Source organism: Streptococcus sp. D7B5 (assembly GCF_029691405.1).
GTDB lineage: Bacteria > Bacillota > Bacilli > Lactobacillales > Streptococcaceae > Streptococcus.
Genome location: NZ_CP121467.1, coordinates 1790857 through 1811259 on the forward strand (window position 1 = coordinate 1790857; position 20403 = coordinate 1811259).

Below are 20403 nucleotides of genomic sequence, written 5' to 3' on the forward strand. Positions count from 1 at the left end.
GGAATGAAACGGATTTTATACTTGCATGCTGGTGCAGAAATGTATGGAGCAGATAAGGTTTTATTGGAATTGATTAAAGGGTTGGATTCCAAAGAATTTGAAGCTCACGTCATCCTGCCAAATGATGGTGTTTTAGTCGAGGCTTTGCGCCAAGTTGGAGCTAAGGTCAGCGTGTTGGATTATCCGATTTTACGTAGAAAATACTTTAATCCTAAAGGCATTGCCGACTATATTCGCTCTTATAATTTCTATGCTAAGCAAATCGCCCTCTATGCTCGAGAACACAGTATAGATATGGTTCACAATAATACAGCGGCTGTTTTGGAGGGCATCTATTTGAAACGCAAGCTCAAGCTGCCTTTGATTTGGCATGTTCATGAGATTATCGTCAAACCCAAAGCTATTTCTGACTTTATCAATATGCTCATGGGACGATATGCAGACAAGATTGTGACGGTGTCCCAAGCGGTCGCTAATCATATCAAGCAGTCTCCCTTTATCAAAGATAGCCAAGTGGAAGTGATTTATAACGGTGTCGATAATGCTGTCTATTATCCAATGGATGCGTCTTCTATTCGTGAAAAATTTGACATTGCGCAAGATGCACTTGTGATTGGCATGATTGGTCGGGTCAATGCTATTAAAGGACAAAATGATTTCATAGAAGCAGTCGAGCCACTTTTGGAAAAGAATGAGCAAGCGGTGGCTTTCCTGGCTGGAGGTGTTTTTCCTGGTGAAGAATGGCGCTTAGAAGAACTAGATAAGAGAATAGCTTCTTCATCTGTTGTGTCACAAATTCATCGTATTGATTACTACGATAAGACTTCTGAACTTTATAATATGTTTGATATCTTTGTCTTACCAAGTATAAAACCTGATTCCCTACCTACAGTAGTCCTAGAAGCCATGGCTTGTTCAAAACCAGTTGTTGGTTATAACAATGGGGGAATAGCTGAAATGGTAGTAGATGACAAAAGTGGTTGCTTAGTCAAACCAAATCGTCCTCAAGAACTTTCTAATGCCATTTCTCTCTTACTAGATAGTTCTGAAAAAAGAGAAAAATTTGGGCGAGTAGGATATCAGAGACAAAAAGAGCTGTTTTCTTTGGAGAGTTACATCAAGAACTTTTCGGAGTTGTATAAAACAGATAGAAAAGATTAGTTATGAATAAAATAGATTTTGTTGTGACTTGGGTTGATGGGAATGATCCTGTGTGGCAAGAAAAAAAATCAAGCTATGATGGATCGGTTAATACTTCTAAACAGAGTATGAATTCAGTCAAGGCTTACCGAGAATGGGGGACCTTTAAATATTGGTTTAGAGGAGTTGAAAGATTTGCTCCTTGGGTCAATAAGATCTACCTCGTGACCGACCAGCAAAAGCCAAGCTGGTTAGATATAAACAGTGAAAAATTGGTCTTGGTAGATCATACAGAGATTATCTGTAAGGATTACCTACCAGTTTTTTCTGCCAATCCGATCGAAAGTAATATCCATCGCATTCCTGGTCTCTCTGAGCACTTTGTCTTTTTTAATGACGATATGTATTTGACGGCTCCAGTTGAACCGACAGATTTTTTCTCAGGGGATGGTTTACCCAAATATAATACGGCTCTTTCTCCGATTATTCCTGAAAGATATGGGACGGGGAATTTTCAGATAAATGACATGGAGATTGTCACTAGCTATTTCAGTCGAAATGAAATTTTGAAGAATGGACAATTCTTTGATCCTAAGCAGGGATTAAAGAGTATTGTTAAGTCGCTAGTATACAGAAATAGTCAGTTTATCTGTGGTTTCTGGGAGAGTCACCTGCCCTATCCCCTACTAAAATCAACAATGGACTTGGTATGGGAAAAGGAAAAAGCAGTTTTGGAGACAACCTCAGCGAGTCGCTTCAGAAGTCCCTCTGATACCAATGTTTGGCTCTTTAAATATTGGCAGATCGCTAGTGGTCAATACGCTATCGGAAATCCTAAGTTAGGGGGACTCTTTTCTTTGGATAATGCCGGACCAGATTTTTGGAAGCTACTGAATTCTGGTAAATACCAAATTATGTGTATCAATGACGGACACAACATTCAAGATGAGGAACAGGTGATGACAGACTTCGTCAAGGCTATGGACCAACTGCTTCCAGATAAAAGCTCATTTGAGATTTAAACTGAAAAAATAAGTAAGAGAAAGAAAAAATAGATGATTTCGGTAATTGTACCTGTTTACAATGTGGAGGACTACCTTCATTATGCTATGGAGAGTTTGGAACATCAGACATACAAGGATATGGAGGTCCTCTTGATTGATGACGGATCGAGTGATGGCTCAGGACTCTTGTGTGACCAGTATGCCCAGCAGTATGATTGGGTGACGAGCTACCACAAGGTCAACGGTGGTTTATCTGATGCTCGCAACTATGGGGTCTTGAAAGCCAAGGGTGACTGGATCACCTTCCTAGATCCGGATGACTATTTGGAACCTTGCGCCTTGGAACTGCTAGCAGAGCTACAAGGTCGTACCCAAGCAGATATGGTTAGTGGTAAAGTAGAGCCGACAGCTCACTATCATCGTTATCAGAACTTCCACTTGGATCAGCTTGATCTAGATCAAGTTAAGGTTTATGACAAGGCAAAGGCTCTGACTGAGATGCTCTACGGAAACCTTGTAACGGTCTCTGCTTGTGGGAAACTCTATCGGAAAGAACTTCTTGAGAAAGCTCCCTTCCCCAAGGGGCGCATCTACGAAGACCTCTATGTCATCAGTGAGCATCTCAATCAAGCCCAATCCGTGGCTTTGTACCATCTTCCGATTTACCATTATTACCATAGACCTGGTAGCATTACTGCCTCGGCTTTCACACCAAAACAATACGAGTTTTACGAAGCAATTGATCATTTAAAAGAGGTTGTGAATGCAACCTATTCTGAGAGTTCAGAACTCCAAGAAGCCATTATTTCTCGCTTCTTTACAGGAAGTCTTCTTATCTTTACGATGATTAAGGATGGGGATTCGGTAGAATTCAAGAGACTTCAGGAGAAAACCAGGCCTTATTTGCCTCTTGTCTTGAAGAATGCTAGAGTTAGCAAGAAACGTAGGATCCTCTATGTTTTAATTACTAAGTATCCGCGGCTCTATTATCAATTTAAAAAGTTAAAAAAATCCTAAGTAAGAGTTAGGGATGAAAGAAGAAAAGGAAAAAGAAAATGTTAAAGTTAGAACGTGATAAATTGCTAATTGCAGCAGTTTTAATAGTGGTTGTCTCCATAGATATGATCAATACGTCTATGTTAGCTCCTGTTTTACCTAATATTCCTAATGTAGTTCCTTTTTTTGCAGTCCTGTTACTTGCTATGCGATTTGCTTATATTCATCACTACTCTATAAGCTATCTCATCTTTGCACCAATTCTTCTTTTTGCTGGGGGCATGGTTTACTATAAGACTGGGAACCTTAATGCATTGATGTATATGTTTCTGCTTGTCTTTCTTTACAAGGCTGAGATGGAAAGTGTACTTAAAATATACTCTGTTGTAGCCTTGTTTTTTATTGTATTGATAGTGCTCTTGGCCGTGATTGGTGCTATTCCAAACTTGCAATTTGTCCAATCACGATCTGCGGGAGTCGTTGTTCGAAATTCATTTGGCTTTATTTATCCAACTGATTTTGCTTCTCACTGTTTTTATCTATATACAGCTATATCGTATATCTTTAGAAAGAAATTCATTATTTTACGGACTGCCTTAGGATTTGGTCTGGCTTATTTCATTATTCGATATTGCGATGCGAGGCTTAATGCCGCTTCTATTACTGTAATGGCGCTCATTTTTCTGTACTTTTATTTCCGAAATGATAGACAGCGACGGCTTTTTGCTTTACTTCCTTTATCGGCTGGTATAGCGTCTTCAGTAATGATTTATCTCTCTTCTAAATTTACCTGGTCTCATCCAATGTATGTGGCTTTAAACAATTTTTTTAGTATGAGATTACACCTAGGACATGAGGCACTAAAAAAATATGCAGTGCAGTGGTTTGGGATTCGGGGCATATCATTTGTCGGTTATGGGGGGCGTACAGAATCCGTTTTGAGCTACGACTATGTAGACTCTTCCTACGTTCAGATGCTCTTTACCTATGGGATGATTCCAGTTCTCTTATTGGTCGTGTTATACATAGTTAGGTCTTGGTCACTTTATCGCAAAAAGAATTATTTGCTATTGACGGCCTTATCCTTAATAGCAGTCAACTGTATGTTTGAGGCCTTCTGGGTTCGTCCATCATACAATATCTTTATGTTCCTTCTCTTTGCTACTATTCCAGTGATGGAATTTAAAGAGGAAAAATCTGAGATGAGGGAAGCTGTGTGAGAGTTTTAAAAAATTATTTGTACAATCTGTCCTATCAGTTACTTGTCATCGTCTTACCTGTGATTACAACTCCCTATATCACCCGGGTTTTCTCTTCGGATGATTTGGGTTCCTATGGATACTATAACTCCATCGTGACTTATTTTATCCTACTAGCGACGCTGGGAGTAGCGAATTATGGGACCAAGGAAATTTCTGGCCATCGTAAGGAAGTCGAAAAGACCTTCTGGGGCATTTACAGTTTACAAGTCCTTTCAACCTGTTTAGCGGTTACGCTTTATATCATTGTCTGCTTGCTTGTGCCGTCGATGAACAATCCAATTGCCTATATACTTGGCTTTAGTTTGCTGTCTCGCGGTTTTGATATTTCTTGGCTTTTTCAAGGGTTAGAAGATTTCAAAAAAATCACAACTCGTAACACAATGGTCAAACTTCTAGGTGTTGTTTCGATATTCCTATTTGTTAAGAAACCATCCGACTTGTACTTGTATATCATCCTCTTGGTTGCCTATGATCTACTAGGTCAGTTGAGTATGTGGCTTCCTGCTCGGGAACACATTCGCAAGCCGCATCTGGATATAGCCTATGCCAAAGAGCATATCAAACCAGTTATTCTCTTGTTTCTGCCACAGATTGCCATTTCGCTCTACATCACGCTAGATCGCACCATGTTGGGTGCCTTGTCTTCGACAAAGGATGTTGGAATCTATGATCAAGCCTTGAAATTATTGAATATTTTGTTAACCTTGGTAACGTCCCTAGGTAGTGTCATGTTGCCTCGGGTCTCTAATCTTCTCTCATCAGGCAATCAAAAGGTGGTTAACAAGCTACATGAAATGTCTTTCTTAGTGTATAACTTGGTCATCTTTCCGATGATTGCGGGGATTTTGATTGTTAACAAAGATTTTGTTAATTTTTTCCTAGGGCAAGACTTCCAAGATGCTCGCTATGCGATTGCCATCATGGTCTTTAGAATGTTCTTTATTGGCTGGACCAATATAATGGGAATTCAAATCTTGATTCCTCATAATAAGAATCGTGAATTTATGCTGTCAACAACTATTCCAGCTATTTTCAGTGTAGGCTTGAATCTCCTTTTAATCCCGCCTCTGGGCTATATTGGGGCGTCGATCGTATCTGTTGCGACAGAAGGTTTAGTTTGGCTGATCCAACTCTACTTTACACGTTCGTATCTAAAAGAGGTCAAGATCCTTCCATCTATGCTAAAAATATTTTTAGCTGCTCTCTTGATGTACGGCGCTTTGTATTCTGTACAAGCTTTCATGCACTTCTCGTCTGTTGTGAATGTCTTGATCTATTCTCTGCTTGGCTTCCTAGTCTATGGCGGCTTGGTTTTGCTCTTACGTGTCTTGGATTTTCAAGAACTAAAAAGTGTTTTAAAGAAATAAGGAGATTTTATGTACGATTATTTGATTGTCGGTGCTGGCTTGTCAGGTGCAATCTTTGCCTACGAAGCTAACAAACGTGGCAAGAAGGTGAAGGTGATTGATAAACGAGAACATATTGGTGGGAATATCTATTGCCAATCTGTTGAAGGAATCAATGTCCACAAGTATGGGGCTCATATCTTCCATACATCTAATAAAAAGGTATGGGAATATGTCAATCAGTTTGCGGAGTTTAACAATTATATCAATTCTCCTATTGCCAACTATCAAGGACATCTTTACAATCTGCCTTTCAATATGAACACTTTCTATGCTTTGTGGGGGACAAAGACACCCCAAGAAGTCAAGGACAAGATTGCTGAGCAGACGACACACATGCAAGATGTTGAGCCTAAAAACTTAGAGGAACAAGCCATTAAGTTGATTGGTATGGATGTCTATGAAAAGCTAATCAAGGGCTACACCGAAAAGCAATGGGGGCGTTCTGCTACTGAACTACCACCCTTTATCATCAAGCGTTTACCTGTTCGATTGACCTATGATAACAATTATTTCAATGACCGTTACCAAGGAATTCCGATTGGTGGTTACAATGTCATCATCGAAAAGTTGTTGGAAGGAATCGAAGTAGAGCTTAATACAGATTTCTTTACTGATCGGGAGAACTTGGAGGCTTCAGCAACTAAGATTGTCTTCACAGGGATGATTGATCAGTTCTTTGACTACAAGTTTGGTGAACTAGAGTATCGTAGTCTCCGTTTTGAGCATGAGATTTTGGATCAAGAAAATTATCAAGGAAATGCTGTAGTCAACTATACTGAACGTGATATTCCCTATACGCGAATCATCGAACACAAACATTTTGAGTTTGGGACTCAAGCCAAGACCGTTATTACTCGTGAATATCCAGCAGATTGGAAAAGAGGAGATGAACCTTACTATCCAATCAATGATGCCAAAAACAATGCTATTTATGAGCAGTATCTAGCAGAAGCTGAGAAAAATGGCCACGTTATCTTCTGTGGTCGCTTGGCAGATTATAAATACTATGATATGCATGTGACTGTTGAACGTGCATTGAATGTGGTAGAAGAAGAACTAGGGAGCATCTAAGAACATCACAGATAAAGGGGAGAAAAGGTGAAATATTATCTGAAGGATTCATTTCTGCATAATGCACATGAAAAGAATGCAGGGAGTAAGGCGCGAAATGACGTGGAAGCTATTCTAATCTCAGAGGGTTATGAGGGGTTGGAGCTCAAGGTTGAGAATTGGTATAAGATGAATTTCTTTAAAGCTCAACAACACAAATATCGTGCGACCAAGTCTGTGTTTGATCAGTTGGGAGCCGGAGATGAATTGGTGATTCAGTTCCCTATTATCCACCATACATTTTTCATCTCACAACTCATTAAGCAGGCGCAAAAGAGAGGAGCAAAATTCTATCTTTTGATCCATGATATTGAAACCTTGCGTCATGCAGCAGGTTCGGAAGTGAAATTCCGTCATAAAGTGCGCAATTACTTCCAGGAAAAGAAAGCTTTGATGTCAGTGGATGGCATTATCGTTCATAACGATATCATGAAGAAAGTTCTGGTAGGTCAAGGAGTGCCAGCAGATAAAATGGTTAGCTTGGAAATTTTTGACTACCTGATTCCAAACTTTGCTGAAAAACCAAATCTCCAAAAAGACCAGCCTATTATCGTAGCTGGAAATTTGAACCCTGCAAAGTCAGGTTATCTTTATAACTTGCCAGACCAGCCAGCCTATAACTTGTATGGGGTGGGCTATGATGAAAGTCGTGCATTGAAAAACACCACCTACTTTGGTTCCTTTATGCCGGATGACCTCCCAGCTGCTCTTGAAGGTAGTTTTGGTTTGGTCTGGGACGGAGACAGCTCAGAAACCTGCCAAGGTTCTTACGGAAACTATCTACGCTTTAACAACTCGCACAAGGCCTCTCTTTATTTGGCTTCGGGCTTTCCTCTAGTGGTTTGGAAAGAGTCGGCTCTCGCACATTTTGTTCTGGATAAACAGTGTGGTCTAGCAGTTGATTCTCTACACGACCTTCAAAAAGTACTAGATGATTTGACACTTCAAGACTACAAGGAACTTTCAGAACAGGCTAGGAAAGTTGGAGCTGCTCTTCGAGACGGAGCCTATTTAAAAGCTGCCTTATCCAAATTGAAGTAAATTCCTTAGGGAATTTGGGAAAAAATGAAATAGAATATAGGATAGGTAATTAGCTAGAAAGGAAGCCTATTATGAAAGGTATTATTCTTGCGGGTGGTTCGGGAACGCGCCTGTACCCACTTACTCGAGCTGCGTCAAAACAGCTGATGCCGGTTTATGATAAACCCATGATTTACTATCCTTTGTCAACCTTGATGTTGGCTGGGATTAAGGACATTTTGATCATCTCAACACCACAGGATTTGCCCCGTTTTAAGGACCTGCTCTTGGATGGTTCCGAATTTGGGATCAAGCTTTCCTATGCGGAACAGCCAAGTCCCGACGGACTTGCTCAGGCTTTTCTTATCGGTGAAGAATTTATCGGTGATGATAGTGTTGCTTTGATCTTGGGGGATAATATCTATCATGGGCCTGGTTTGAGCAAAATGCTTCAAAAGGCAGCCAAGAAAGAGAAGGGGGCGACTGTTTTTGGCTACCAAGTGAAGGATCCAGAGCGTTTTGGTGTGGTCGAGTTTGATACAGATATGAATGCTATTTCCATAGAAGAAAAACCGGAGAATCCTCGCTCTAACTATGCAGTGACAGGTCTTTATTTCTATGACAATGACGTTGTGGAGATTGCCAAACAGATAAAACCGAGTGCTCGTGGAGAGTTGGAAATCACAGATGTTAACAATGCTTATTTGAAGCGTGGGGATTTGTCAGTTGAAGTTATGGGACGTGGTTTTGCCTGGCTGGATACAGGGACGCATGAGAGCCTGTTAGAGGCCTCCCAATATATCGAAACGGTTCAAAGGATGCAAAATGTTCAGGTTGCCAATCTGGAAGAAATTGCCTACCGAATGGGTTATATCAGCCGCGAAGATGTGCTGAAGTTGGCGCAACCTCTCAAGAAGAATGAATACGGGCAATACTTGCTTCGTTTGATTGGAGAAATCTAGATGACAGATAATTTTTTCGGCAAAACACTTGCAGTGCACAAGATTGATGCCATTCCAGGTTTGTTAGAGTTTGACATTCCGGTTCATGGTGACAATCGTGGCTGGTTTAAGGAAAATTTTCAGAAAGAAAAGATGCTACCACTTGGTTTTCCTGAAAGCTTCTTTGCTGAAGGAAAACTGCAAAACAACGTCAGCTTTTCTCGCAAAAATGTTCTCCGAGGCCTCCATGCTGAACCTTGGGATAAGTACATCTCAGTAGCAGATGGTGGCAAGGTTCTGGGTTCATGGGTTGACCTACGTGAAGGTGAGACTTTTGGAAATGTTTATCAGACCGAGATTGATGCAAGTAAGGGAATCTTTGTCCCTCGTGGCGTGGCCAATGGTTTCCAAGTACTCTCGGATACAGTTTCTTATAGCTATCTGGTCAATGACTACTGGGCACTTGAACTCAAGCCTAAATATGCCTTTGTCAACTATGCAGACCCAACCTTGGGCATCCAGTGGGAAAACCTAGCAGAAGCAGAAGTTTCGGAAGCAGATAAACATCATCCACTGCTAAAGGATGTCAAACCACTAAGAAAAGAAGATTTGTAAAAAAGTTAAGGAATAAAAATGACTGAATACAAAAATATCATCGTGACAGGTGGGGCTGGTTTTATCGGTTCTAACTTTGTTCATTATGTCTATAACAACTTCCCAGATGTCCATGTGACAGTATTGGACAAGCTGACTTATGCAGGTAATCGTGCCAATATTGAAGAAATTTTAGGTGATCGTGTTGAGTTGGTTGTTGGAGATATTGCTGATGCAGTCTTGGTAGACAAGCTGGCAGCTGAAGCAGATGCCATCGTTCACTATGCGGCAGAAAGCCACAATGATAACTCGCTCAATGACCCGAGTCCCTTTATCCACACCAACTTCATTGGGACTTACACTCTTTTGGAAGCTGCTCGTAAATACGACCTTCGTTTCCACCATGTGTCAACTGACGAAGTCTATGGGGATCTGCCTCTGCGTGAAGATTTGCCAGGTCATGGAGAAGGTCCAGGTGAGAAATTTACCGCTGAAACCAAGTACAATCCCAGCTCTCCTTACTCATCAACCAAGGCGGCTTCAGATCTGATTGTCAAAGCTTGGGTACGCTCGTTTGGTGTCAAAGCGACTATTTCCAACTGTTCAAACAACTATGGTCCTTACCAGCATATCGAGAAGTTCATTCCGCGCCAAATCACCAATATCTTGAGTGGTATCAAGCCAAAACTCTATGGTGAAGGTAAGAATGTCCGTGACTGGATCCATACCAATGACCATTCATCAGGTGTTTGGACGATTCTGACTAAAGGTCAAATCGGTGAAACCTACTTGATTGGTGCGGATGGTGAGAAGAACAATAAGGAAGTCCTAGAACTCATCCTCAAGGAAATGGGACAGCCAGCTGATGCTTATGATCATGTGACAGACCGTACGGGTCACGACCTTCGCTATGCTATCGATGCTAGCAAGCTCCGTGATGAATTAGGGTGGAAGCCAGAGTTTACCAACTTTGAAGCAGGTCTCAAAGAGACCATTAAGTGGTATACAGACAACCAAGAATGGTGGAAATCTGAAAAAGAAGCAGTCGAAGCCAACTATGCTAAGACACAACAAGTAATTAAGTAATCAGATACTAAAAAGCAAGAGAATTTAAAGCCTCTTGCTTTTTATGTATGTCGTAATCTTTTATTTTCTTACTTCTTGTTTATAAAATTCTTTAAGGGCATCTTGCCAGGTTGGAATGACGAAACCTGTGGCCTTCGCTTTGGCTAAACTCATGGTTGAGTTGAGGGGGCGTTTAGCCTTGGCAGGAAACTTGCTGGAGTCTACTGGAACTACTTCAACATCACTGTCTTTAAGAATCTCGACAGCGAAGTCATACCAAGTGGTATCTTCAGTGGAGTCATTTGATAAGTGGTAGTAGCCATACTCTTTTTGATTATCAGTCAGGTAGGTCATAAACTCAGCCAAGGTACGTGTCCAAGTTGGGCGGCCGTGTTGGTCGTTGACAACAGTGAGAGTTTTATGGGTTTTGGCAAGATTTTGCATGGTAAAGACAAAGTTTTTGCCATAATTTCCAAAGACCCAAGCAGTACGGATGATATAATGTTGTGACGTAAGGCTTTCAACAAGTTCCTCACCCATTCTCTTGGTACGTCCGTACTCTGTTTGCGGATCAGGTAGGTCATCGACTTCCCACTCTTGTCCGACGGGTTTCTTCCCATCAAAGACGTAGTCTGTTGAGATATAGACCAGAGTAGCTCCGTATTTCTCAGAGGCCTTGGCTACATTTTCAGTTCCAGTTACGTTGATGGCAAAATCCAGTTCTTTTCCCTCATCTTCTGCCGCATCAACAGCAGTATAAGCTGCACAATGATAGACCAGAGTTGGATTAACCTCGGCAAAGACTTTCTCAACCATCTCAGCATTAGTGATATCCATTTCGGCCACATCCACTGCAACATAGTCCACACTTCGTTCATCTAGTAAATAACGTAGTTCGGTACCGAGTTGACCATTTGCACCTGTAATTAATATCATTGTCTTCTCCTTAACTTTTCTTCTATCTAATCATAGCAAAAAAATGATAAAAAATCTGATTTTCGGTCCTTGTTTTGCTGGTTTAAGATATAAAAATATAGTATTAGAGAATAATAATTTTATAATAGAAAACTTATTTTTCAGAATTTACCAAAGTAATTCAAAAATTCTGAAAATTTTATTGACATGTTTCTGAAAAGGGACTATAATGGGGTGAAAGTTTTAAAGGAGAAAACAATGAAAAGTTCAAAACTACTTGCCCTTGCGGGTGTGACGTTATTGGCAGCTGCAACTCTTGCGGCCTGCTCTGGATCAAGTTCAAATGCTAAAGGTGAGAAAACATTCTCATACATTTACGAAACGGATCCTGATAACCTAAACTATTTGACAACTGGTAAGGCAGCTACAGCAAATATTACTAGTAACGTTATCGATGGCTTACTTGAAAATGACCGCTATGGGAACTTTGTACCATCTATGGCTGAGGATTGGTCTGTATCTAAGGATGGATTGACTTACACGTATACACTCCGAAAGGATGCAAAATGGTATACATCTGAAGGTGAGGAGTATGCAGAAGTTAAAGCTCAAGACTTTGTAACTGGTCTTAAGTATGCTGCTGATAAGAAATCAGATGGTCTTTACCTGGTTCAGGAATCTATCAAGGGATTGGATGCTTACGTCAAAGGAGAAATTACAGATTTTTCTCAAGTAGGAATCAAAGCTCTTGATGATTATACCGTTCAATACACATTGAACAAGCCAGAAAGTTTCTGGAATTCTAAGACAACAATGGGTGTTCTGGCTCCTGTTAATGAAGAATTTTTGAACTCTAAAGGGGATGACTTTGCTAAAGGTACGGACCCAAGCAGCATTCTCTATAATGGACCATTCTTACTCAAATCAATCGTAGCCAAATCATCAGTCGAGTTCGAAAAGAATCCAAACTATTGGGACAAAGACAATGTCCATCTTGATAAAGTGAAATTATCCTTCTGGGATGGTCAAGATACTAATAAGCCAACTGAAGCTTTCAAAGACGGTAGCTTTACAATGGCTCGTCTCTTCCCAACAAGTGCTAGTTACTCAGAGACTGAAAAAACATTCAAAGACAATATCGTTTATACCCAACAAGATTCTACTACTTATTTAGTAGGCACAAATATCGATCGCCAGTCTTATAAGTACACTTCTAAGACAACAGATGAGGAAAAAGCATCAACCAAGAAGGCCCTTTTGAATAAGGACTTCCGTCAAGCTATTGCATTTGGTTTTGATAGAACAGCCTACGCTTCTCAAGTAAATGGTGCAAGCGGGGCTACTAAACTGCTTCGTAACTTATTTGTTCCTCCTACATTTGTACAGGCAGATGGGAAAAACTTTGGGGAATTAGTTAAAGAAAAATTGGTGACCTATGGAGATGAGTGGAGCAACGTAAACTTGGATGATGCCCAAGATGGACTCTACAATCCTGACAAAGCCAAAGCAGAATTCGCTAAAGCTAAGGCGGCCCTTCAAGCGGAAGGTGTGAAATTCCCAATCCACTTGGATATGCCTGTAGATCAAACCAATACAACAAAAGTTCAACGTGTTCAATCTTTTAAACAGTCAGTTGAAGAAAATCTAGGATCAGATAATGTGGTTATCGATATCCAACAGCTTCAAAAAGATGATGTTCAAAACATTACCTACTTCGCTGAAACTGCGGCTGGAGAAGACTGGGATATCTCAGATAACGTGGGTTGGTCTCCAGACTATATCGATCCATCTACTTATCTTGATATTATCAAGCCTTCTGTAGGAGAAAACACGAAAACATATCTAGGATTTGATTCTGGGACAAACAACGCTGCCGCTAAGCAAGTTGGTTTAGAAGATTACGAAAAAATGGTTGTGGAAGCTGGTGAAGAAACCACTGATGTTTCAAAACGTTATGAGAAATATGCTGCTGCCCAAGCTTGGTTGACAGACAGTGCCTTGCTCATCCCAACAACTTCTCAAACTGGTCGTCCAATGTTGTCTAAGATGGTGCCATTTACACTTCCATTTGCATACTCTGGTAACAAGGGTATGAGTGAAGCCCTTTTGTACAAATATCTAGAAGTACAAGATAAAGCCGTGACAACAGACGAATACCAAAAGGCTCAAGAAAAATGGTTGAAAGAAAAAGAAGAGTCAAATAAAAAGGCCCAAGAAGAACTCGCAAACCATGTGAAATAACTTTAAAAAAGTGAAGGATTTAGCCATCGACATGATGGTTAAGTCCTTTTTTATCTTGGTATAAGTCCCTGAATGATTAGAGATAGGATTTTTTTATAGCTGTAAAGCGATTCTTAAAATTCTGAGCGTTAGAACTGTTCAGAAAAGAGAAAATTTTAGTGAATTTTACCTATTTCCTATTGCTTTCTGCCTTTTTATTTGTTATATTAAAAGTACAATTAATTTTTATTTATAACAGTTAAGCAGAGCACTTTCAGAGAAAGGAGTATTTTTTAAAAAAGAAATGTAAACGCTTACTGGAAAATGAAAGGATTTAGGAGTTCATGGATAAACGATTTTTTGAAAAACGCTGTAAGTTCAGTATTCGTAAGTTTACGCTTGGAGTAGCTTCGGTGATGATTGGAGCGACTTTCTTCGCAGCTAGCCCAGTATTAGCTGATCAAGCAAGAGTTGGTTCAACAGATAATTTGCCGAGTGAACTAGCTGATTTGGATAAGAAGGCTAGTGATGAGGGGCACGATTTTGACAAGGAAGCTGCCGCTCAGAATCCTGGTTCAGCTGAAACTACTGAAGGCCCACAAACAGAAGAAGAGTTGTTGGCTCAAGAAAAAGAAAAGTCTGAAAAGTCAAGCAATCTGCCAAAAGAATTAGAAGATAAGTTGGAGAAAGCCGAAGACAATGGGCGCGAAGTTGACAAGGATCAATTGGCCCAAGATACAGGGAAGCTCGTCCCAGAAGATGTGGCTAAGACTACCAATGGGGAATTAAACTATGGCGCGACTGTTAAGATTAAGACGCCATCAGGAGAAGGTAGCGGTATTGTCGTTGCAAAAGACCTTGTCTTGACGGTTTCTCATAACTTTATCAAGGACAGCCAAGATGGCAATATCCGTAAGGTTGTGGATAATGACCAAGGGGATGGAGATATCTATAGCATCTCTTATCCAGGATTGCCAGATGTCAAGTTTAGTAAGAAAGATATCATTCATTGGGATCGTGAAGGCTACCTGAAGGGCTTCAAAAATGATTTGGCCCTTGTGAGATTGCGTACAGTTCTAGAAAATACGCCTGTTGAAGTAACTAAAAAGCCAGTTGTTAAGAAAATTGGAGATAAACTCCATGTCTTTGGTTATCCAGAAGGGAAATTGAATCCGATTGTCAATACTACAGTTGATTTTGCGGAACCATACGGAGAAGGTGTCCAAGGGATTGGTTACCAAGGAGGAAAACCGGGTGCTAGTGGCGGCGGTATCTTTGATACAGAAGGCAAACTAGTCGGTGTACACCAAAATGGTGTAGTTGGAAAACGGAGCGGAGGCATTCTCTTCTCACCAGCTCAACTAAAATGGATTCAAGACCACATGCAGGGAATTTCAAGTGTGAAACCAGCAGACTTGGAAGAGAAAGAAAAACCGGCTGAAGAAAAACCAAAAGAGAATAAACCTGCAACTGCGAAACCTGAAACACCTAAGACAGTAACTCCTGAATGGCAAACAGTAGCGAATAAAGAGCAACAAGGAACCGTCACTATTCGTGAAGAAAAAGGTGTTCGCTACAATCAATTGTCTTCAACTGCACAGAACGACAATGGCGATAAACCAGCCTTGTTTGAAAAACAAGGATTGACAGTTGATGCTAATGGAAATGCGACTGTTGATTTAACCTTCAAAGATGATTCTGAAAAAGGCAAATCACGCTTTGGTGTCTTCTTGAAATTTAAAGATACCAAGAACAATGTTTTTGTTGGTTATGACAAGGACGGCTGGTTCTGGGAGTATAAATCTCCAACCGATAGCACCTGGTATAAGGGGGGACGTGTAGCAGCGCCTGAGACAGGATCAATTAACCACCTATCAATTAACCTCAAGTCAGATGGACAACTCAATGCAACGAATAATGATGAGAAACTCTTTGATACGGTCACTTTGCCAGCAGCTGTTAATGAAACTCTCAAAAATGAGAAGAAAATCGTCCTAAAAGCTGGTTCCTATAGCAATGACCGCACAGTTGTCAGCGTTAAAACAGACAATCAAGAAGGCGTAAAAGCGGATGATACTCCTGCCCAGAAAGAAACAGGTCCGGCCGTTGACGACAGCAAGGTGACTTATGATACGATCCAGTCTAAGGTCCTCAAGGCAGTGATTGACCAAGCCTTTCCTCGTGTGAAAGAATACAGCTTGAATGGTCATACTTTACCAGGGCAAGTTCAACAATTCAATAGAGTCTTTATCAACAAACACGAAGTGACACCCGAAGTTACTTACAAAAAAATCAATGACACAACTGCCGAGTATTTGATGAAACTTCGTGATGATGCTAACTTCATCAATGCAGAAATGACGGTCCGTCTGCAAGTTGTAGATAACCAGTTGCACTTTGATGTGACTAAGATTGTCAACCACAATCAAGTTACTCCAGGTCAAAAGATTGATGATGAAAGAAAATTGCTTTCTACGATTAGTTTCCTCGGGAACGCTTTAGTCTCTGTTTCTAGTGATCAAGCTGGGGCTAAGTTTGATGGGGCAACCATGTCAAACAATACCCATGTCAGCGGAGATGATCATATCGATGTAACCAATCCAATGAAGGACTTGGCTAAGGGCTACATGTATGGATTTGTTTCTACAGATAAGCTTGCTGCAGGTGTTTGGAGCAACTCTCAAAATAGCTACGGTGGTGGCTCTAATGACTGGACTCGTTTGACAGCTTATAAAGAAACAGTCGGAAATGCCAACTATGTCGGAATTCATAGCTCTGAGTGGCAATGGGAAAAAGCTTATAAGGGCATTGTTTTCCCAGAATACACTAAGGAACTTCCAAGTGCCAAGGTTGTTATCACCGAAGATGCCAATGCTGACAACAAAGTCGACTGGCAAGATGGTGCCATTGCTTATCGTAGCATCATGAACAACCCTCAAGGTTGGGAAAAAGTTAAGGATATCACTGCTTATCGTATCGCGATGAACTTTGGTTCACAAGCCCAAAACCCATTCCTCATGACCTTGGATGGTATCAAGAAGATCAATCTCCACACAGATGGTCTTGGACAGGGGGTTCTCCTTAAAGGTTATGGTAGTGAAGGTCACGACTCTGGTCACTTGAACTATGCTGATATTGGTAAACGTATTGGTGGTGTTGAAGACTTCAAGGCCTTGATCGAAAAAGCGAAGAAATATGGAGCATATCTAGGTATCCACGTGAACGCTTCTGAGACTTATCCTGAATCTAAATACTTTAACGAAAATATTCTTCGTAAGAATCCAGATGGCAGCTACAGCTACGGCTGGAACTGGCTAGACCAAGGTATCAACATTGATGCTGCTTATGACCTAGCACATGGACGCTTGGCTCGCTGGGAAGACTTGAAGAAAAAACTTGGTGATGGTCTCGACTTTATCTATGTGGACGTATGGGGCAATGGTCAATCAGGTGATAACGGTGCCTGGGCTACCCACGTTCTTGCTAAAGAAATCAACAAACAAGGCTGGCGTTTTGCGATTGAGTGGGGGCATGGTGGTGAATACGACTCTACCTTCCAACACTGGGCAGCTGACTTGACCTATGGTGGCTACACTAATAAAGGTATCAACAGTGCTATCACCCGCTTTATCCGCAACCACCAAAAAGATTCTTGGGTTGGGGACTACAGAAGTTACGGTGGCGCAGCCAACTACCCACTTCTAGGTGGCTACAGCATGAAAGACTTTGAAGGCTGGCAAGGACGAAGCGACTACAATGGCTATGTAACCAACTTATTTGCCCATGATGTCATGACTAAGTACTTCCAACACTTCACTGTAAGTAAATGGGAAAATGGTACACCAGTTACCATGACCGATAACGGTAGCACCTATAAATGGACTCCAGAAATGCGAGTGGAGTTGGTAGATGCGGATAACAATAAAGTAGTTGTGACTCGTAAGTCAAACGATGTCAATAGCCCGCAATACCGTGAGCGTACAGTAACGCTCAACGGACGTGTCATCCAAGATGGTTCAGCTTACTTGACTCCTTGGAACTGGGATGCAAATGGTAAGAAACTTCCTACTGATAAGGAAAAAATGTACTACTTCAATACGCAAGCTGGTGCAACAACTTGGACACTTCCAAGCGATTGGGCAAATAGCAAGGTTTACCTCTACAAGCTAACTGACCAAGGTAAGACAGAAGAGCAAGAACTAACTGTAACAGATGGTAAGATTACCCTAGACCTTCTAGCAAATCAACCATACGTTCTCTACCGTTCAAAACAAACCAATCCTGAAATGTCATGGAGCGAAGGCATGCATATCTATGACCAAGGATTTAACAGCGGAACCTTGAAACATTGGACCATTTCTGGTGATGCTTCTAAGGCAGAAATTGTCAAATCACAGGGCGCAAATGAAATGCTTCGTATCCAAGGCAATAAGAGCAAGGTCAGCCTTACTCAGAAACTGACTGGCTTGAAACCAAATACCAAGTATGCGGTTTATGTCGGTGTTGATAACCGTAGTAATGCTAAGGCAAGTATCACAGTGAATACTGGCGAAAAAGAAGTGACTACTTATACCAATAAGTCTCTCGCTCTCAACTATATCAAAGCTTATGCTCATAACAATCGTCGTGAAAATGCTACGGTTGATGATACAAGTTACTTCCAAAATATGTACGCCTTCTTTACAACTGGATCTGACGTATCAAATGTTACTTTGACATTGAGTCGTGAAGCTGGTGATGAAGCAACATACTTTGATGAAATTCGTACCTTTGAAAACAATTCAAGCATGTACGGAGACAAGCATGATACAGGTCAAGGAACCTTCAAACAAGACTTTGAAAATGTAGCTCAAGGTATCTTCCCATTTGTAGTAGGTGGTGTCGAAGGTGTCGAAGACAACCGCACTCACTTGTCTGAAAAACACGATCCATATACACAGCGTGGTTGGAACGGTAAGAAAGTTGATGATGTTATCGAAGGAAATTGGTCATTGAAGACCAATGGGCTAGTGAGCCGTCGTAACTTGGTTTACCAAACTATCCCACAAAACTTCCGCTTTGAGGCAGGTAAGACCTACCGTGTAACCTTTGAATACGAAGCAGGATCAGACAATACCTATGCCTTTGTAGTCGGTAAGGGAGAATTCCAGTCAGGTCGTCGTGGTAGTCAAGCAAGCAACTTGGAAATGCATGAATTGCCAAATACTTGGACAGATTCTAAGAAAGCCAAGAAAGTAACCTTCCTCGTGACAGGTGCAGAAACAGGCGATACTTGGGTAGGTATCTACTCAACTGGAAACGCAAGCAATACTCATGGAGATGCTGGCGGAAATGCCAACTTCCGTGGTTATAACGACTTCATGATGGATAATCTTCAAATCGAAGAAATTACCCTAACAGGTAAGATGCTGACAGAAAATGCTCTCAAGAACTACTTGCCAACGGTTGCCATGACTAACTACACGAAAGAGTCTATGGATGCTTTGAAAGAGGCGGTCTTTAACCTCAGTCAGGCAGATGATGACATTAGCGTGGAAGAAGCGCGTGCAGAGATTGCCAAGATTGAAGCTTTGAAGAATGCTTTAGTTCAGAAGAAGACAGCCTTGGTAGCAGAAGACTTTGAAAGTTTGGATGCGCCAGCTCAACCAGGTGAAGGTCTTGAGAATGCCTTTGATGGTAATGTGTCTAGTCTATGGCATACATCTTGGAATGGAGGAGATGTAGGCAAGCCTGCAACCATGGTCTTGAAAGAACCAACTGAAATCACAGGCCTTCGTTATGTTCCACGTGCCTCTGATTCAAATGGAAACTTGCGTGATGTGAAACTGGTTGTCACAGATGAGTCTGGTAAGGAACATACCTTCACAGTGACAGATTGGCCAAATAACAACAAGCCAAAAGACATTGACTTTGGCAAGACAATCAAGGCTAAGAAAATCGTCCTTACTGGTACCAAGACTTACGGAGATGGTGGCGATAAATACCAATCTGCAGCGGAACTTATCTTTACCCGTCCACAAGTAGCAGAGACACCTCTTGACTTGTCAGGCTATGAAGCAGCTTTGGCTAAGGCGCAGAAATTAACAGACAAAGACAATCAAGAGGAAGTAGCTAGCGTTCAGGCAAGCATGAAATATGCGACGGATAACCATCTCTTGACGGAAAGAATGGTTGCCTACTTCGCAGACTATCTCAACCAATTAAAAGATTCTGCTACGAAACCAGACGCTCCAACAAGTAGCAAGGGAGAAGAACAACCACCAGTTCTTGATGTACCTGAGTTCAAAGGCGGCGTCAATGCAACAGAAGCAGCTGTACATGAAGTCCCTGAGTTCAAGGGCGGCGTTAATGCGGTTGAAGCCTTGGTTCACGAATTACCAGAATACAAAGGTGGAGCCAATGCGGTCCTAGCGGCTGCAAATGAAGTCCCTGAGTTCAAAGGTGGCGTCAATGCGGTTCAAGCCTTGGTAAACGAGAAACCAGCCTACACAGGTGTATTGGCTACTGCTGGAGATCAAGCAGCTCCAACAGTTGAAAAACCTGAGTACCCGCTCACTCTAAGCCCAGTAGCTGATGCCAAAACTCTGGAAGATAAAGAAGAGAAACTTCCTGCTACAGGAGAACATGGTTCAGAAGCAGCCCTCTTCTTGGCAAGTGTGAGCATCGCTTTATCTGCTGCAGTCCTTGCGACAAAACGTAAAGAAGAGTAATGAGATTTGATTTTAGC

General features: G+C 41.3%; 13 protein-coding genes. 12 read left to right on the forward strand and 1 reads right to left on the reverse strand.

Annotation, left to right across the window (positions count from 1 at the left end):
- The first annotated feature begins 3 nt into the window (after window positions 1-3).
- From P8P68_RS08725 to rfbB, 10 genes are all read left to right on the forward strand, one after another.
- Window positions 4-1161 (forward strand): glycosyltransferase family 4 protein, encoded by a 1158-nt coding sequence (locus tag P8P68_RS08725; protein WP_000822224.1) that lies wholly within the window; start codon window positions 4-6, stop codon window positions 1159-1161.
- A gap of 2 nt (window positions 1162-1163) precedes the next feature.
- Complete coding sequence (locus P8P68_RS08730; RefSeq protein WP_278275879.1) at window positions 1164-2162, forward strand: Stealth CR1 domain-containing protein; 999 nt, start codon at window positions 1164-1166, stop codon at window positions 2160-2162.
- Window positions 2163-2195: 33 nt separating this feature from the next.
- Window positions 2196-3161: a glycosyltransferase family 2 protein gene (locus P8P68_RS08735; protein ID WP_278275880.1), complete on the forward strand. Its 966-nt coding sequence runs from the start codon at window positions 2196-2198 to the stop codon at window positions 3159-3161.
- A gap of 38 nt (window positions 3162-3199) precedes the next feature.
- Entirely contained in the window at window positions 3200-4360 is a 1161-nt protein-coding gene (locus P8P68_RS08740; RefSeq protein ID WP_000915515.1) for a hypothetical protein, read from the forward strand.
- Window positions 4357-5769, forward strand: a complete 1413-nt coding sequence (locus P8P68_RS08745; protein WP_278275881.1) for a flippase — start codon at window positions 4357-4359, stop codon at window positions 5767-5769. Before P8P68_RS08740 ends, P8P68_RS08745 begins: the two co-directional genes overlap by 4 nt.
- Before the next feature lie 9 nt (window positions 5770-5778).
- Complete coding sequence (gene glf / locus P8P68_RS08750; RefSeq protein WP_278275882.1) at window positions 5779-6882, forward strand: UDP-galactopyranose mutase; 1104 nt, start codon at window positions 5779-5781, stop codon at window positions 6880-6882.
- Window positions 6883-6909: 27 nt separating this feature from the next.
- Window positions 6910-7962 (forward strand): hypothetical protein, encoded by a 1053-nt coding sequence (locus tag P8P68_RS08755; RefSeq protein ID WP_061852902.1) that lies wholly within the window; start codon window positions 6910-6912, stop codon window positions 7960-7962.
- Between the two features lie 71 nt (window positions 7963-8033).
- Window positions 8034-8903, forward strand: coding sequence for a glucose-1-phosphate thymidylyltransferase RfbA (rfbA, locus tag P8P68_RS08760; RefSeq protein WP_000676122.1), 870 nt, complete (start codon window positions 8034-8036; stop codon window positions 8901-8903).
- Window positions 8904-9497, forward strand: coding sequence for a dTDP-4-dehydrorhamnose 3,5-epimerase family protein (locus P8P68_RS08765; RefSeq protein WP_278275883.1), 594 nt, complete (start codon window positions 8904-8906; stop codon window positions 9495-9497).
- 18 nt (window positions 9498-9515) lie between these two features.
- A complete protein-coding gene (gene rfbB / locus P8P68_RS08770) occupies window positions 9516-10562 on the forward strand; it encodes a dTDP-glucose 4,6-dehydratase (protein ID WP_084880423.1) in 1047 nt (348 codons plus the stop codon).
- Between the two features lie 60 nt (window positions 10563-10622).
- Here rfbB and rfbD read toward each other — a convergent pair whose 3' ends face one another.
- Window positions 10623-11477 carry a dTDP-4-dehydrorhamnose reductase gene (gene rfbD, locus P8P68_RS08775; protein WP_084880425.1) on the reverse strand — a complete coding sequence of 285 codons (855 nt, stop codon included), beginning with the start codon at window positions 11475-11477 and terminating at the stop codon, window positions 10623-10625.
- A 237-nt stretch (window positions 11478-11714) separates the two neighbouring features.
- Between rfbD and P8P68_RS08780 the strand changes: the two genes are divergently transcribed.
- Together P8P68_RS08780 and P8P68_RS08785 are read left to right on the forward strand one after the other, a co-directional pair.
- On the forward strand, window positions 11715-13697 hold the full coding sequence (locus tag P8P68_RS08780; RefSeq protein ID WP_049477778.1) for a peptide ABC transporter substrate-binding protein: 1983 nt from the start codon (window positions 11715-11717) through the stop codon (window positions 13695-13697).
- A gap of 323 nt (window positions 13698-14020) precedes the next feature.
- Entirely contained in the window at window positions 14021-20386 is a 6366-nt protein-coding gene (locus P8P68_RS08785) for a SpGH101 family endo-alpha-N-acetylgalactosaminidase (protein WP_278275884.1), read from the forward strand.
- Window positions 20387-20403 lie beyond the last annotated feature (17 nt).